Genomic DNA, 14501 nt, shown 5'->3' with positions numbered 1-14501 from the left:
GGGCCGGACGATGGCGTCCGGCCGCGACGTTTTTCCGGATCATGGCGAGCCGGATCGGATGTTAGTATGGAGCCCCTTCTGGCCATCACGATCCCGCACTCCTTCATGCGTATCCTCGTTACCGGCGCTTCCGGATTTGTCGGCAGCGCATTGCTGCGACACCTCGCTCCCCGTCCCGATCTCGCTCTGCGCGCGGCCCTGCGCACCGCGGCGTCCGGCGGCTTGTTGCCTGCTGGTGTGGAGGTGGTGGAGACCGGCGACCTGGGACCGCAGACGAACTGGCACGCGGCGCTGACCGGCATTGATACGGTAGTGCATTGTGCTGCGCGCGTTCACGTGATGAATGAGACCGCCGGCGATCCGTTGAGCTTGTTCCGCCGGGTCAATGTGGAGGGTAGTCTTGCGCTGGCAAGACAGGCCAGGGACGCGGGCGTCAAGCGACTGGTGTTTCTCAGCTCGATCAAGGTCAATGGCGAGCAGACTGCGCCGGGACACCCGTTCACCGCCGACGATACGCCGGCCCCCGTCGATGCGTATGGCATTTCCAAAATGGAGGCCGAGCAGGCACTGATGGCTCTGGCTGCCGAGGGTGGCATGGAAGTAGTGGTGATCCGGCCGGTGCTGGTCTACGGGCCGGGCGTGAAGGCCAATTTCAGGAGCATGATGCGATGGCTGCAAAAGGGGATCCCGCTCCCGCTCGGTGCCATCACCGGTAACCGCCGCAGCCTGGTCGCCCTGGACAACCTGGTCGACCTGATGACGCTGTGCATGCATCACCCGGCGGCAGCCAATGAAATCTTTCTGGTCAGTGATGGGGAGGATCTGTCGACCACCGAGCTGTTGCGCCGCATGGGCCAGGCCTTGGGCCGCCCGGCCAGGCTGATTCCCGTGCCTGCGCCGGTGCTCGAATGGGGGGCAAGGTTGTTGGGGAAGGGAGCGGTGGCGCAGAGATTGTGCGGGTCGTTGCAGGTGGATATCGGGAAGACCAGATCAGTACTTGACTGGTCACCGCCCGTGTCCACCGACGTCGCGCTGCGCCGCGCGGCCTCGGCGGTGTATGCCGATGCGGAACGACGTTAAGAGCGCGATGCCTTCAGGGTACTGGTCAGGATATCGATGACCTTGTCCTGCTGTTGAACGGTCAGCCCCGCCCATAGTGGCAGACGAATCAGACGTTCGGATTGCTGATCGGTGACGTCCAATGCACCGCTGACGCGGCCGTAGCGCAGACCTGCGGGCGACGAATGCAGCGGCACGTAATGGAAGACTGCGCCAATCCCTTCCTGCTTCAACGCATCCAGGACCTGCTGACGCTGCCCAGCTTGCGGCACAATCACGTAATACATGTGCGCATTGTGGACGCAACCATCGGGCACGACAGGACGACGCAAGAGACCGTCCTGTTCCGCCTGGGCCAGTTGTTCATCATAGCGATGCCACGCCGCCAGGCGCGCGTCGGTAATGGCGTCCGCACCTTCAAGCTGGGCCCACAGGAACGCCGCTATCAGTTCACCTGGCAAGAAGGATGAACCTACTTCCTGCCAGGTGTATTTGTCGACTTCGCCCCGGAAGAAGCGACTGCGGTCGGTCCCCTTTTCCCGGATGATCTCGGCACGCTGCGCGAGCGCCGGCTGGTTGACCAGCAATGCGCCGCCTTCGCCGGAAATGACATTCTTGGTTTCGTGAAAACTGTAGGCACCGAGATCACCGATGGCACCCAGCGCCCTGCCCTTGTAGGTCGACATCACGCCTTGGGCGGCATCCTCGACGACGTGCAGGCCATGTTGTCGGGCGATGGCAAGGATGGCGTCCATCTCGCAGGCCACACCCGCGTAATGGACCGGGACGATCGCTCGCGTGCGCGATGTGATCGCCTGCTCAATCAGCCGCTCATCCAAGTTGAGCGTGTCCTCCCTGATATCGACGAACACCGGAATACCCCCCCGCAATACGAAGGCATTCGCGGTGGAGACGAACGTATAGGAGGGCATGATGATTTCATCGCCCGGCTGGATGTCCAGCAGCAGCGCCGCCATCTCCAGGGCTGCGGTGCACGAATGGGTCAACAGGACCTTGTGACTGGCTGTCCGCTCCTGCAGCCATGCATGGCATTTGGCAGTGTACGGACCGTCGCCGGCCAGCTTGCCATTGAAATGCGCCTCGGCAATGTAATACAGCTCCTTGCCGGTCATGTGGGGCCAGTTAAAGGGGATATTTTTCCCTTTCATCGCTTCTCTCTCAGAAAGCGCGCCTAGCGGCGCAACAGCATGTAGTGATTGATTTCCATGACGGGCTTGTAGCCGGCGGCCCACACCTTGTCCGTCACGCATTGCCGGGCCTTCAAATGGCCCTCCGGGGATCCCACCACACCAACGGGATCAAACATTATCCCGCCGTCAGCCTTCTTTTCAAAGGTCACCAGAAGATATTCGCTGACCCCGGTACCGACCGGGAAAATCTGAATGGAATTGTGGTTCCTGAACAGTTTCCAGACGTTGAACGGCGGCATGAACGTCACCGATGCCCCGGCTGGTATGGCCGCAACCAGACGATCAGCGCGATCAGTCTCGTAGCGATTGGAGGAAAACTTGGGGTCGATCACATAAAGGTCATTCACCGGCCGCCACAAGCCTTCCTTGATGAACGCGGTTCGCCATGACAGGTCGGGGCCATAGGGATTGAGAAAACTGACGACAGCCCCGATCAGGGACAACATGACGACGGCCGCCAAGCTCCTCGGCCACCGGCCTTGAGTGCCAGCATCGTACTGATCGCGCCGGGCAGCAAGCAAGCCGGTCAGGCCAACGGCACCCGCATAGATGACGAACGGGAAATAGAAGCTGTGATAGTGGGTGATCCAGCCGTCCTTTTCCGCTCCGCCAATCGACACGATGACATTGGGGAAAATCGTGATGCCGGCAATCAGCGCGGCACGCCAGTTGAACAGGGCTGCCAGCAAGATGAAAGGTAGATTGAATGCGATCAGCTTGACCAGGCCCGGACGAAAAACGTTGTTCAGGAACCGGGGAAGATCGAAAAAGCTCTTGTAGACCTCGGCATTGTCGACGTTGTGCTGAAGGACGCTGTAGACGGCGAGATAAGCCATCAGCGCCGCTGACACGGCCAGCACGAACAGAACGTTGCGGCGAGGTGCGGACCGGTAAAGAATCACATGGCCGAGCGCGACTACCAGCATGAGCAAGGCACCGCGTTCGTGAATCATCGCGCCAATAGCGGCAATCACGACGACCAGGATCATGCGCGAGCGTCCCATCACCTCCTTGTTGGTGAACGCCTCATGCATCAGGAATGCAAACGCCAGCGCGAAGGGCATGAACAGACGATCAAAGTAGATCCAGCCTTCCGTCGCGATACGCCAGGCCGGATGCAGACAGACGATCACGGAAAAGAACAGGCACAGGAAGGCAGGCACGTTGCGCCGACGCAGGAACAGATACGAAATGGCGGGCAAGGCAACAAAGGCTGACGCGGTAGAGATCGCGGCGACACGCTCAGCGCCCAGCCACTGCGCCAGTGCACTCAAGGGATAGACGATGAGATTGGCATGGCCAAGCAGAATGTTGGCAGGAATGGTGGAGAACTGCGTCTGATCGATCGCACAAAACTTGTCCGGATCCATCAGGATGAATGGGTACACATTCAGAAACGCACGCACCGCCGATGTCGTGGGTAACCCGAGGTGCCAGGTATTTTCCAGGACATCAAGGAAAAATGCAGTATCCGTATCACCGATGCCGTGATGCGCCTTCCAGAAGGTATAGGCGTACAGCAGCCCCAGCATGCCCAGCAGGAACAGACACATCGCCACGTCGATGACACGGCCCGACAGCGGGGCGCGCACGCTTTTCGAATTGCCTGGTTTGAGCGAGAACATTTGCATTGATAGTGATGCAGTGGGCGCCTGGATCAGCCGCGGGCGGCCACGACGGTGCCGATGATGATGAGTGAAATCCCGAACAGCTTGGGCATCGTCAACCCCTCATTGAGCAGCCAGACGCTCAGGATCAGGACGATGGCGAAATTGAGGCTCATGAAAGGATAGGCATGGCTGAGCTCGAATTTCGTCATCGCTGCCATCCACGCCAGCGACGCCAGAAACGCGGAAAAGAATCCCGAAAAGATGAGGGGATCAAACAACAGGCCCAACAGAAACTTGAGCTTGTCGGCACCGCCCAAGGGCAACGCGCCAAAATGGCCGATCCGCCACTTCAGAATCAGCTGGCCATACACCGTGAATACGATCGTGGCCAGGATGTAGAGGTAATCAAAGAGACGATTCATGTCATCCGCCTGCTCAGCCTTCCAGCACGGCGATGCCAAAACCCGTCTTGCCGTATCCGTTGCCGTTGTAGAGCATGAAACGCTGTCCCTTGTGATCAAAGACGAAAGGATATTCGACCATCTCGCTGTCCCAGCCCTCAGCGGAGACGTCGATGCCTGCCGCATCATCCATGCGGCGCCATTGCTTGGCATCGTCCGACTCGGCATAGCCGATCCGGTAACGATCGCCCCGATACGAATACCACATCTTCCAGACGCCACCATCGCACAGGACAGAGGGACGGGAAATGGCATATTCACCTTCATCGGCATAATCGATGGCGACGATACCTTGCCGGTCCCAGGTGATGCCGTCGGCGGACTCCGCGTATTTGATGTGATAGCGATGTTGCGGCTTGCCCTCGCTGATACGCCAGCCGGTGCAGGACAGGTACCACATGCGCCACAGATCCTCGCCAGGCATCACGCTGCAGCTGGCGCAGAAGTGCGGTTCCTTCATGGAGCGATCCACGATGGGACCATCAGCGTAGCGTTCAAAACGGCCTGAGCCTTGCCCCATGGCCAGGCCGATCGAATTGCGGAACGGCACGGTCACACCCAGATTCCATCCGATGTAATACATGTATTGCTGGCCGCGGTAGGTCGTCAGCCAAGTCGCCATGGTGCCGCTGTCATCGAACTCGCCCAAGGCACCGGGTGCCAGCACGGGTTGATCCGACAATTCCAGGATCTCCTGCGGACGGGCAAGATCAATCACCACGTAGCCTGTATGACTGCGGTTTTCTGCATCACGCGAGCTGAAATAGATGCGATACACGTCATCCCGGACGTGCTCCGCGATCGGGACCGCAGCATGAGTATGCAGCCATGGCCGCTCGCCAGCGGGACTATAGATGAGCCCCAGTTTTTTCCACTTTTGCGTCATATTCCTCTCAACCTGTTGCTTGGAACCCTGGAACGTTCCGTTGCCGTGCCGACGTACACGCCATTGGGCTCAGCATCTGCCAGGAGCAACGCCCCCGCACCGATCACGCATTGTGCCCCGATCTTGATCCTGTCCCGCAAGGTGGCATTGACGCCGATAAAACATTGCTCTCCGATCTCGACACCACCCGAGATGACCGCATGGGAAGCGATGAAGCAGTGATCGCCGATCAGGCTGTGATGGCCAATGTGATTGCCGCTCCACAAGGTCACGTTGTTGCCGATCCTGACGAAGGGCTGGATCGTATTGTCTTCGAAGATGAAGCAGTTCTCACCGATGTTTCCCTGGTTGCGGATAGTCGCATCCGGGCTCAGGTAACTGGCCAGCCGGTAGCCTTTGGCCTTGGCCGCCAGGTACTTTTCCTTGCGCACCGCGTTCAGCCTGGAGTAGCCCAGGGCGATGAACATCGCATGCTGCTGCGGCCCATGCGTACGCTCAAGCTCCTCGAATGGGACCACCGGCAAGCCGCAGAAAGTGGACTCCTTGATGTAATCGCCATCGAGAGTGAACGCCACGATCTCATATTGCCCGTCCAGTCCGAAATAGAAATGGGCGAGCTGGGCAAAGTCGCCTACGCCGAATATCACGAGGGGCGTTTTCATCGGGTCATGCTCCGGTAGTGTCATGTCGGGTATCTGCCTGGCGATCCGTACCATCGGCGGCCACATGTACGGGCATACGCCGGTAGACGTGGCGCACGATCGTGTACGGCCGCTGCTTCACCTCGGAAAATATTCTGGAGAGGTAGAGACCCACCACTCCGATGAACGAGATGATCATGCCGCCCAACAGCCAGACGGAGGCCATCAATGAGGTCCATCCGCTGACATGGCGCGCAATGAGCAGCCATTGTCCCACGATATAGGCGATGCATAGCATTGCCAGTACGGAGATGCTGACACCGATATAGAAAATGCCGATCAGCGGGGCGTTGCTGAAGGACGTCACCGAATTGACGAATTGAGACATCTTCTTGCGGAAGGTATACGTTGTCTCGCTGGTACTGTGCTTTTTGACCAGCATCGGCTGCTGATCAAAACCGGTGATATGCCACAACCCGGCAATGAACACCTCACGCTCGGTGTGCAGCAAAAGCGCATTGACATAGCGACGCGACATCAATCGCGCCGTCACCACGTTCTGGGGCAATGCGATACCGGTCCACGAGCGGAAGGATCTGTAAAACAATTCCCCGCTCCAGCGTTCGAACCATCCACCCTTGCGCTGCTCCTGAACGCCATACACCACGTCGCAATCGCTGCCGTTCATTTTCTCGGAAAAAGGCAGGAGAAACTCGGGATCTTCTTCCAGGTCGGCATCAATCAGGAACACACGCTCTCCCTGCGCGTGGGCCAGCCCGGTCATCATTGCCTTGTGGTGACCAAAATTGCGCGAGAGATCGACGACCACGACGTGGGGATCGCTTTCACCGAGCCTGATGGTCAAGCCCAGGCTGTCATCAGGAGAACCATCGTTGACGAAGACGATCTCGTAGTCGTCACCGACCAATGCCTGGGCGCAACGGCTGCAACGCTGGTAGAACTCCTCGATGTAGGGTGCCGACTGGTAGAGCGTGGCAACAATGGAAAGCTTCATGACGGGATGTTCCTGAGAAATTGACCTGCATCGCTTCCGCAGTTGAACAAGAGATCCAATATCGTAACGGTTGGCAGAAAGTCGCCCCACTGCTGCGGGTAGTCCTTGAAACCTGCGTAATCAAACCATTCGAGGGTGATTCCCGCGCGGAGGAATTGCTCCTCCTCCACATACCCTTTTGCAGAAGGGCCGGAAATGTAATGTGTTGCACCCGCCTGCAGACACAGATCGACCAGGCGTTCCGTCTTGCCATCGACCAGTTCGTAATCCCAGGAATTGGTGATCCTGGTCTTGATATGCAGGAAGCCACAGATGGCCTCGATGAAACCGCGATTCAGTTCGGACAGGTGCGTATGCTGGCAATCCTGGTAGAGCGGATGCAACCACTCGGCTACCTGATCGAAGTGGGCAGCCCGCCGATAGTTCTGCTGCAAGGATTTCCAGTGTTCAGCGGCCCAGGCAGTCCCTTCAATTTCCGTCTCGCGGATCTTCTGCAGATACTTGCCCTTGACGCGAACGGGCACGGTCAGCCACTGCAAACCCTGTGGCGTCTTGATCTGGTTGCGGTTCCGCCAGTCACGCCGGGTATATTGCATGTCGTCGTAGAGAATGAATTCATCCACGGCAGCGATCATGTCGAAGTAACCGCGCCAAGGGATGTAGTTGGACTGCAGGATTGCGATTTTCTTCATTTCTCTTGGGCCTGTCTATGGTCACGCACGATGGCGCAGGTCGGCATCATTCCGGCCTCTTCGCGGTGTTCCTGACTCCAACGCAATGGCCGGGAACGTGCGCGATCTCGTGAAAAGTAAAGCCAAACTGCTGTTCCAGAACGGTGGAGACCGGCTTTCCGGCAACCCAGTTGGCATCATCGGGAAGCTTGCCGTCCAGTTCCCCGCAGTCGATGTAGACGTAGTCAGCTTTGCGCAGACCGAGGGGATAAACACCCACCTTGACCCGTTGATGCAGCATGGCCATTCCGGCTTCATTGGTAACGACGAGACTGCCGGCGGCAAACTCGGCGTTGATCAGACGTCTGGTGTCATAGCCGGTGGGCGTTCCCCGCCGGTTTGCCTGATACATCGCAACAAACTCCCTCATGACGCTGGAGGGGACCGCGATCATGTTCCAATTCAGTTTTTCTTGGGTGTACCACACGAAGGCGGAAGCCAAAGCAAATCCGGCAATCAACGCACCCTTGAATGTTGCCCGCGAGCAAAGAAGATAGAGGTTGCAAACACCGGAGGCTGCCGCGAAGCAGAGCACCGGGAAGTAGTAGGAATGATAGTGGGACAGCCATCCCACCTTCTCCGCTCCACCGATAGAGCCGACCAAATTCGGCAATAGCACCACCAATGCGATGAGAAGGTAACGCGGCGCGAACACCGCCAACATCAGAAGCAATGCGTTGTTCTTGAGATTGATGAAAAGATTGTCGGCAAAGCCCGGAATCTGGGTATAGCGATAGACAAGATCATCCCAGCTGACGGGCAAAAATGTGTCGTAATACAGATTGGTCAGCACCAGTTTCTTGATCAGAAAAGCATATGCGACGAGCAACCCGGCGACGGCCAATTGCGTGAGCAAGCGCTTGCGCTGGTGCCAGCCGAACAAGATCGCATGCATTCCGACCAGCAGGCCACTGATCAGTGCAGCACGCTCGTTGACGAGGGCCAGCAAAAGCGCCACCAATGCCACATACCTCCACCGCAACTGGAAGTGCAGGCAACACAAGAGGATGAAGCCGAGAGGTACGAACAGCCGATCAGGATAGAACTGGCCCGCCAAGCCGAGGAACACCTGGGGACTGAAGAAAACGAGTCCGCAAGACAGAACGGATAGCACCACGCTTCGAGTACGCACCATCACGTAAGCCGCGGTTGCCCAGACCAGCAGCGCATAAGCCGTGGTCTGCAGCACGACCAGCGCCATGGAAGACGACATCATCCACATCAGCCAGGAGATGGGATAAAGAATGTAATAGGCGTGGAAACCCAGCATCGAACGTTCGTCAGCTGCAGGATGGACCAGCATGCCCTGCAGTTCCCGAGAAAGCAGCTCGGTGTTGGGAATTCCGATGTAACGGTGGTCGATGAAGTTCTGCGTATTGGCAAACACGTTGGAGACGGCACCTTTACCCGCATGGATGTTTTCGATGAGCTGCTCGAAGAGAGCAGCATCACCCATACGGTTCGTCTGCATGGCGTCCTTGCCGATGCAAAGGATGCAGGCGGCGATTGCGATGAGCAGCGCCAGCAAGCCCAAGGTCAAGCGTTGCCGCGTCATTGCTTGGACTTCCCCAGCAATCCGACGACATGCCGTCCAATCTTGCGCCCTTCACGCACCGCATAATTGGTACCGCGATCTTCCGGATAAATCTGCGCCATGGAGGCAATGTGCAGTCCCGGCAGAGGTCCTTCGGCCGACGGAATCAGGCGGCTGTAGTGCTTCTCCACCACGGGCTGCGACCAGCGCGACTTCCATACCTTGTGGTCGAGGATCCAGCTCTCGTCGAAGCGCGGGAACATGCGTTTGAGGTGCGGCATGGCATAGGCCAGGACTTCATCGGCACTCATGGAATACAGCGCCTCGTCGACCGGCAGATACTTGGACAGATAGACGATGTGACGTCCGCCATACGTGTCGGTGGACTCGAAGTTGGTGTGCTCGATCACCCCCACGAACGGGAAAGTCGGATCGTTGACGTTGAGCCAGTAGGTACTGGAGAGACTGTTGTTCAGTTCCAGCACCAGGCAGACGTTGCCCAGGTATTCGATGCGACGCAGCTGCTGCAGGTAGTCGGGGCTGGCCCAGTCCTTCACCATATCGGCGATCAGTGGCAGCGCCGGCGTGGCAATCACATGATCGGCGACGATGACACCCTTGGGCGTCTGCACTTGCCATAGTCCATCGTCGCGACGGAAGCTCTGCACCGGTGCCCGCGTGATGACGTGGCCGCCGGCCTGCGTGATGCGCTCGGCCAGGCGGGTCGCAATCGAGACAAAACCGCCCTTCAGATAGGCCAGGCGCTCTTCCCCACCCTTGCCGCGGCTGCCGCCGCGCAGCTTCAGCTTGTTCCAGAACCACACGGCCGAGACCTTGCGGGCGGCCGCCTCACCGAACTTGCCCTTGAGCAGCGGTTCCCACACCACGCGGAAGACCGACTCGCCGCCCAGTTCCTTGAGCCATTGTTCTGCGGTCTTGTCTTCCAGCTCCATCCAGTTCTTGACGCGGCGCGCGCGCAAGGCCAGCAGGCCCAGGCGAACGCGGTCAAAGAAACCCAGCGGCGTGAAGCGCAGCAGATCCATCGGGGTGGAGAGCTTGAAGAACTGGTTGGCATAGTACATGCCGGTATTGGTCGGGTTGATGGTGACCTTGTCGGACAGGCCGATCTCATCGATCAGATGCATCACTTCGAGGTCATTGGTAAACCAGTGATGGTAGAAGCGATCCAGCTTTTCGCCTTCCACATCGAAGGCAGCAGCCAGGCCACCCAGCTCTTCTTCAGCTTCCAGCACGGCCACGGAGGCACCGGCCTTGGCCAACTCATAGGCTGCGCTGAGCCCGGTAAAACCGCCACCGATGACGGCAACGCTGACGCGGATCTGTTCACTCATGTTCCAGCACTTTCTTGGGGCGCAGCGAGCGCACCAGCAGGTAAAGACCACCGCTCAGGGTCGGCGGCAGCCACAAAAGAAGATGGACCAGCAGCGCATAGGCCGTCGAGGCAGCCATATCGTTGCCGCCAATGGCAAGGGTCTTCGCGGTAAAGAAATCAAAGGTGCCGACGTAGCCGGGCGTGCTGGGGATCAGCGTGGCCAGGGTACCGACCGGCAGCGCCAGCCAGGCACTGGCAGGCTCGCTGACGGCAGGCAGTGAAAGCGCCGCCAGCCAGAACAGCATGCCTTCGCACAGCCAGGCCAGCAGCGACCATCCCACCAGCACCAGCATGGTCGGGCCACGCGACATCGACTCCAGCGTGTCGAATGCCTTGCCGATTTCATCGCCAAGGCGCTTGGCGAGCCCCGGCAACACCTTGGCCAGCAAGGCCAGGAAGAAGCGCGCCAGCGGACGCATGGCGTGCGGAAACAGCAGCACCGCCATGATCGCCAGCGCCATCAGCAGCAAGGCACCGGCACCCAGATCGACATAGCTGTGCAGGCGTGCGCCCACCAGCAGGACCGCTGCACCCAGCATGACGATGACCATCAGCAGGTCCAGCAATCGCTCCACGAACAAAGTGGCCACCACCGTCGCCGCCGAGGTGCCCAGCTGCTGATTGAAGGCGACCATGCGCATCAGATCGCCGGCGCGGAAAGGCAGGACGTTGTTGGCGGCGAAACTGGCGAGGAAGGGGCCTGCACAATCGGACCAGCGCAAGGCCGGTCGCGACACGCGCAGCATGGAGGTCCAGCGCGCGATGCGGCAGGCGTAACCGACCGCGAAGATCAGCAAACCAAGCAGGATCAGGCTCTTGTTGGCGGCCAGCAGCGTCGTGCTGAGCTGATTCCAGTCGGTGTGGCGCAAGGCCAGCCAGCCGAAGACCAGCGCAACGCCTACGCCGACGGCAAGGCGGATCAGCTGTTTGGCGGAAAATCGATTCATCAAGGGGGCATCCCGCTCAGGCCGATGCATCGACGACCGCCACCACCGGGCTGCGCGAGCCCTCGATGCGGGCCTCGGGTGCATATCCGATGTATTCCGACACCACGTACAGGGGCCGACGCTTGATCTCGCTGTAGATGCGGCCGATGTATTCGCCCAGGATGCCGATCGACACCAGTTGCACGCCGCCGATGAACAGGACCGCAATCATGAGCGCGGTCCAGCCCTCGACCCAGACCTGGGTGAAGATGCGCAGGAACAGGGCATAGAGGATGCCGAGAAATGCCAGGCCCGCAGCGCTCATGCCCAGTCCGATGGACATCTGCAGCGGCTTGCTGGAGAAGGACAGGATGCCGTCGGTGGCGAACTTGAGCATCTTCTTGAGGGGATACTTGGTCACGCCGGCCACCCGGCGCGCGCGCGCGTACGGCAGGGCCATCTGCTTGAAGCCGACCCAGCTCACCATGCCGCGCACGAAGCGGTCGCGCTCCGGCATGGCGCACAAGGTGTCGACCACACGGCGGCTCATCAGACGGAAATCGCCGGTATCAAGGGGAATGTCGACTTCCGACATCTTGTTGAGCAAGCGATAGAAAGCACGGGCAGTGGCGATCTTGAACGCTGACTCGCCTTCGCGTTCGCTTCGCACGGCGTAGACGACGTCATAGCCTTCGCGCCAATGGGCCACCATCTGATGTACCACGGCCGGCGGGTCTTGCAGGTCGGCATCCATGAGCACCACGGCGTCCCCGCGCGCAGCGTCGACGCCAGCCGTCACGGCGATCTGGTGACCGAAGTTGCGCGACAGGCAGACCACGCGCACCCGGGCGTCTTCACGGGCGATGGCCTTGAGTTTTTCCAGCGTACGATCACGGCTGCCATCGTTGACGAAGATGAGTTCGGCATCGAGGCCGTCCAGCTCATCCATGAGCTTGAACAACTCCAGCTTGGTGAAGTCGATCACCTCTTCTTCGTTGTAGCATGGCACAACAATTGACAACAACATTTACTCCCCCCCTTGTGGGCTCCCGCCCTCTTCCAGCCATGCATCCCGCCCGGTATCCATGCGCAGATGCCTATCTTTTTGCAGAGTTTTCCCGCAAAACCCAGTATTTTAACCACGCCGGGTGAGAATTCCGAAAAATTCACGGCAAAAATGTCCCGCCGCACCGCTCTTTGCAACTGCGTGCAGAGAAGACCCGCCAGAAGCGCGTCGGAAGAGCTTTTCAACGAGTACGCTGTTGCCGCAAGGAACGATAGGCCGGGGAAGTGAAAAAGCGGATGACGCTGCTGATATGCCAGCGCAGGTAGCGCAGTTTGCGGTGACTGTCGCGCTGGGCGTTATGCTCGACCGGTATGGCGCGCGCCACGCGCACTTCATGCCCGGCCAGCCTGGCGCGTGCGCACAGATCCACATCCTCGTAGTACATGCGATAACGCTCGTCAAGTCCGCCCAACTGCTCCATCATGGTTTTGGGCAGCATCATGAACATGCCTGCCACCCAGTCCGGATAGGCCACCTGACCACGCGTGGGAATACTGTCATTGGCAAGGTGGACGCCAAACAGCCGGGCGAGATAGCGTTTGAACGGTTGCAAGGGAGAGGGAAAGTGACGCGCACTGTCTTCTTCCTGTCCTTCTGCATTGACGATCAGCGGTGCGACGATGGCAGCCGGCACCATGCGCGAGACCTCCAGCAGGGCGTCAAAGGGATCGTCATGAAAGCGGATATCCGGATTGAGGATGACGAACCATTGCCCGCTTGCATGCGCCACGGCCGCATTCTGATTGGCGGCAAAACCCTTGGGTTCAGGATTGTTGACCACGACCACCGGGAACGGGAGGTCCGCCAGCAAGTCGTCGAAGGATTCCGGCAAATTGACCGTCAGGATCACTTCGATATCCGTACGCCCCAATCGCGCCAGATCGGCCAGCAGCAAGGCAATGTGCGCGCGGTGACCGTGACTGACGACTGACAGGGAAATGAGAGCTGGGGACATGGAGCGGTCTCGCGTACGGACGGGCAAGGAGTGAAGGCGCAGACGCTCAGCGCATCAGCACGTCGCGCAACGCACTGAGCGGACCGCGGCCGAAACGACGGTAATCACTGGTAGACACGGCATGCCTGAGGACAGCCAGAATGCGCAACGGCAGATACCGCGACAGGCCGGCACGAAAACGGGCAAAGCGCAGCCAGTCAGCAAGCATCGCGGCCAGGTCCGGGGTCAGGCGGCCCTCGCGTTCGAGGCGTGCCTTGAGCTGTTCAACACGGGTCAGCCGCAGCAACTGGAACTTGCTTTCGGGGAGCGCCATCACGAACCTGAAGCGCTTGACCAATCTGGCCAGGCCTGGTGCTTCCATGCCGATGGCATTGCGTCCATGCTGACGATATTGGACCGTGCTGCTTGGTTCGGAGCGCATCTTGCCTGTGGCAGCTGCGAGAATGGCCAGCCATTCATCGTGCACCCAATCCGGCGAAAACGGCAGGGCCAGGGGCAGCAGATCGCGGCGGAACACAGCCGCCGCTCCGGTGACGATATTGCGCCGGCACAGCACGTCCAGTGCGCGGCCTTGCGCCACCCAGCCGCGCTCTTCCTCACTCAGACCGAGCGACTGGAACAGCGAAGCCTGCATGTCGACGCCTTGCGCATCGACCAGCCGGGCGTCGCTGTGCAGAAGGGTCAGCGCCGGATCCTGCTCGAATTGCTCGCTGAGCAGACTGATCTTGAACGGCAGCCACACGTCATCCTGATCGCACAGGAAGATCAGGTCCGTCTGCAGGGACTGCACTGCTGCCTCGAAATTCCTGACCACCCCAAGGCGGGGCTCGTTCCTGACCAGCTTCACGTCAATGCGCTGGCGCGCGGCCCATTGCTGCAGGTATTCCCAGCTGCCGTCATCGGAGGCATCGTCATGAATGGCAATCTGATCGGGCAAGCGGTCCTGCTGAAGCAGGCTGTCGAGCTGCTGCGGCAGGTAGGGCATGCCGTTGCAGGTGCACATGGCAATTCCG

The 14501-nt window shown here is 59.5% G+C and carries 14 protein-coding genes; 1 reads left to right on the top strand and 13 read right to left on the bottom strand.

Annotation, left to right across the window (positions count from 1 at the left end; all coding sequences use genetic code 11):
• Positions 1 to 66 precede the first annotated feature (66 nt).
• On the top strand, positions 67 to 1080 hold the full coding sequence (locus MKD49_RS20200) for a UDP-glucose 4-epimerase family protein (RefSeq protein ID WP_371925498.1): 1014 nt from the start codon (positions 67 to 69) through the stop codon (positions 1078 to 1080).
• Here MKD49_RS20200 and rffA read toward each other — a convergent pair.
• The 13 genes from rffA to MKD49_RS20135 form a co-directional block, all read right to left on the bottom strand.
• On the bottom strand, positions 1077 to 2228 hold the full coding sequence (rffA, locus tag MKD49_RS20195) for a dTDP-4-amino-4,6-dideoxygalactose transaminase (protein WP_121042791.1): 1152 nt from the start codon (positions 2226 to 2228) through the stop codon (positions 1077 to 1079). The genes MKD49_RS20200 and rffA overlap by 4 nt on opposite strands.
• 23 nt (positions 2229 to 2251) lie before the next feature.
• Positions 2252 to 3895 carry a hypothetical protein gene (locus MKD49_RS20190; RefSeq protein WP_252697186.1) on the bottom strand — a complete coding sequence of 548 codons (1644 nt, stop codon included), beginning with the start codon at positions 3893 to 3895 and terminating at the stop codon, positions 2252 to 2254.
• 32 nt (positions 3896 to 3927) lie between these two features.
• The gene (locus MKD49_RS20185) at positions 3928 to 4341 is read right to left on the bottom strand and encodes an EamA family transporter (protein WP_232729758.1); all 414 of its coding nucleotides are present in this window, start codon (positions 4339 to 4341) and stop codon (positions 3928 to 3930) included.
• Positions 4316 to 5059 carry a hypothetical protein gene (locus tag MKD49_RS20180; RefSeq protein ID WP_227022651.1) on the bottom strand — a complete coding sequence of 248 codons (744 nt, stop codon included), beginning with the start codon at positions 5057 to 5059 and terminating at the stop codon, positions 4316 to 4318. Before MKD49_RS20180 ends, MKD49_RS20185 begins: the two co-directional genes overlap by 26 nt.
• A gap of 164 nt (positions 5060 to 5223) precedes the next feature.
• The gene (locus MKD49_RS20175; protein WP_121042785.1) at positions 5224 to 5889 is read right to left on the bottom strand and encodes an acetyltransferase; all 666 of its coding nucleotides are present in this window, start codon (positions 5887 to 5889) and stop codon (positions 5224 to 5226) included.
• A gap of 4 nt (positions 5890 to 5893) precedes the next feature.
• Positions 5894 to 6883, bottom strand: coding sequence for a glycosyltransferase family 2 protein (locus tag MKD49_RS20170; RefSeq protein WP_121042783.1), 990 nt, complete (start codon positions 6881 to 6883; stop codon positions 5894 to 5896).
• A complete protein-coding gene (locus tag MKD49_RS20165) occupies positions 6880 to 7575 on the bottom strand; it encodes a WbqC family protein (RefSeq protein WP_039789364.1) in 696 nt (231 codons plus the stop codon). Before MKD49_RS20165 ends, MKD49_RS20170 begins: the two co-directional genes overlap by 4 nt.
• A gap of 46 nt (positions 7576 to 7621) precedes the next feature.
• Positions 7622 to 9169 carry a DUF2079 domain-containing protein gene (locus tag MKD49_RS20160; RefSeq protein WP_121042781.1) on the bottom strand — a complete coding sequence of 516 codons (1548 nt, stop codon included), beginning with the start codon at positions 9167 to 9169 and terminating at the stop codon, positions 7622 to 7624.
• Positions 9166 to 10500, bottom strand: coding sequence for an NAD(P)/FAD-dependent oxidoreductase (locus tag MKD49_RS20155; RefSeq protein WP_209580057.1), 1335 nt, complete (start codon positions 10498 to 10500; stop codon positions 9166 to 9168). Before MKD49_RS20155 ends, MKD49_RS20160 begins: the two co-directional genes overlap by 4 nt.
• Positions 10493 to 11488, bottom strand: coding sequence for a lysylphosphatidylglycerol synthase transmembrane domain-containing protein (locus MKD49_RS20150; protein ID WP_034337895.1), 996 nt, complete (start codon positions 11486 to 11488; stop codon positions 10493 to 10495). Before MKD49_RS20150 ends, MKD49_RS20155 begins: the two co-directional genes overlap by 8 nt.
• Before the next feature lie 16 nt (positions 11489 to 11504).
• Positions 11505 to 12494 carry a glycosyltransferase family 2 protein gene (locus MKD49_RS20145; RefSeq protein WP_121042775.1) on the bottom strand — a complete coding sequence of 330 codons (990 nt, stop codon included), beginning with the start codon at positions 12492 to 12494 and terminating at the stop codon, positions 11505 to 11507.
• A 220-nt stretch (positions 12495 to 12714) separates the two neighbouring features.
• On the bottom strand, positions 12715 to 13488 hold the full coding sequence (locus MKD49_RS20140; RefSeq protein WP_252697185.1) for a glycosyltransferase: 774 nt from the start codon (positions 13486 to 13488) through the stop codon (positions 12715 to 12717).
• Positions 13489 to 13534: 46 nt separating this feature from the next.
• A complete protein-coding gene (locus MKD49_RS20135) occupies positions 13535 to 14491 on the bottom strand; it encodes a glycosyltransferase family 2 protein (protein ID WP_256497716.1) in 957 nt (318 codons plus the stop codon).
• Positions 14492 to 14501: the final 10 nt, after the last annotated feature.

It is taken from the genome of Herbaspirillum sp. WGmk3 (assembly GCF_023952535.1).
Classification (GTDB): Bacteria; Pseudomonadota; Gammaproteobacteria; order Burkholderiales; family Burkholderiaceae_D; genus Herbaspirillum; species Herbaspirillum huttiense.
The sequence above is the reverse complement of the archived record's forward strand: the minus strand, read 5'-3'. Positions and strand labels throughout refer to the sequence as shown.

What these genes read in the sequence shown, in the direction of transcription:
- MKD49_RS20200 (WP_371925498.1), top strand. Translation starts at nt 67, where the DNA reads ATGGAGCCCCTTCTGGCCATCACGATCCCGCACTCCTTCATGCGTATC.
- rffA (WP_121042791.1), bottom strand. Translation starts at nt 2,228, where the DNA reads ATGAAAGGGAAAAATATCCCCTTTAACTGGCCCCACATGACCGGCAAG.
- MKD49_RS20190 (WP_252697186.1), bottom strand. Translation starts at nt 3,895, where the DNA reads ATGTTCTCGCTCAAACCAGGCAATTCGAAAAGCGTGCGCGCCCCGCTG.
- MKD49_RS20175 (WP_121042785.1), bottom strand. Translation starts at nt 5,889, where the DNA reads ATGAAAACGCCCCTCGTGATATTCGGCGTAGGCGACTTTGCCCAGCTC.
- MKD49_RS20170 (WP_121042783.1), bottom strand. Translation starts at nt 6,883, where the DNA reads ATGAAGCTTTCCATTGTTGCCACGCTCTACCAGTCGGCACCCTACATC.
- MKD49_RS20165 (WP_039789364.1), bottom strand. Translation starts at nt 7,575, where the DNA reads ATGAAGAAAATCGCAATCCTGCAGTCCAACTACATCCCTTGGCGCGGT.
- MKD49_RS20160 (WP_121042781.1), bottom strand. Translation starts at nt 9,169, where the DNA reads ATGACGCGGCAACGCTTGACCTTGGGCTTGCTGGCGCTGCTCATCGCA.
- MKD49_RS20155 (WP_209580057.1), bottom strand. Translation starts at nt 10,500, where the DNA reads ATGAGTGAACAGATCCGCGTCAGCGTTGCCGTCATCGGTGGCGGTTTT.
- MKD49_RS20150 (WP_034337895.1), bottom strand. Translation starts at nt 11,488, where the DNA reads ATGAATCGATTTTCCGCCAAACAGCTGATCCGCCTTGCCGTCGGCGTA.
- MKD49_RS20145 (WP_121042775.1), bottom strand. Translation starts at nt 12,494, where the DNA reads ATGTTGTTGTCAATTGTTGTGCCATGCTACAACGAAGAAGAGGTGATC.
- MKD49_RS20140 (WP_252697185.1), bottom strand. Translation starts at nt 13,488, where the DNA reads ATGTCCCCAGCTCTCATTTCCCTGTCAGTCGTCAGTCACGGTCACCGC.
- MKD49_RS20135 (WP_256497716.1), bottom strand. Translation starts at nt 14,491, where the DNA reads ATGTGCACCTGCAACGGCATGCCCTACCTGCCGCAGCAGCTCGACAGC.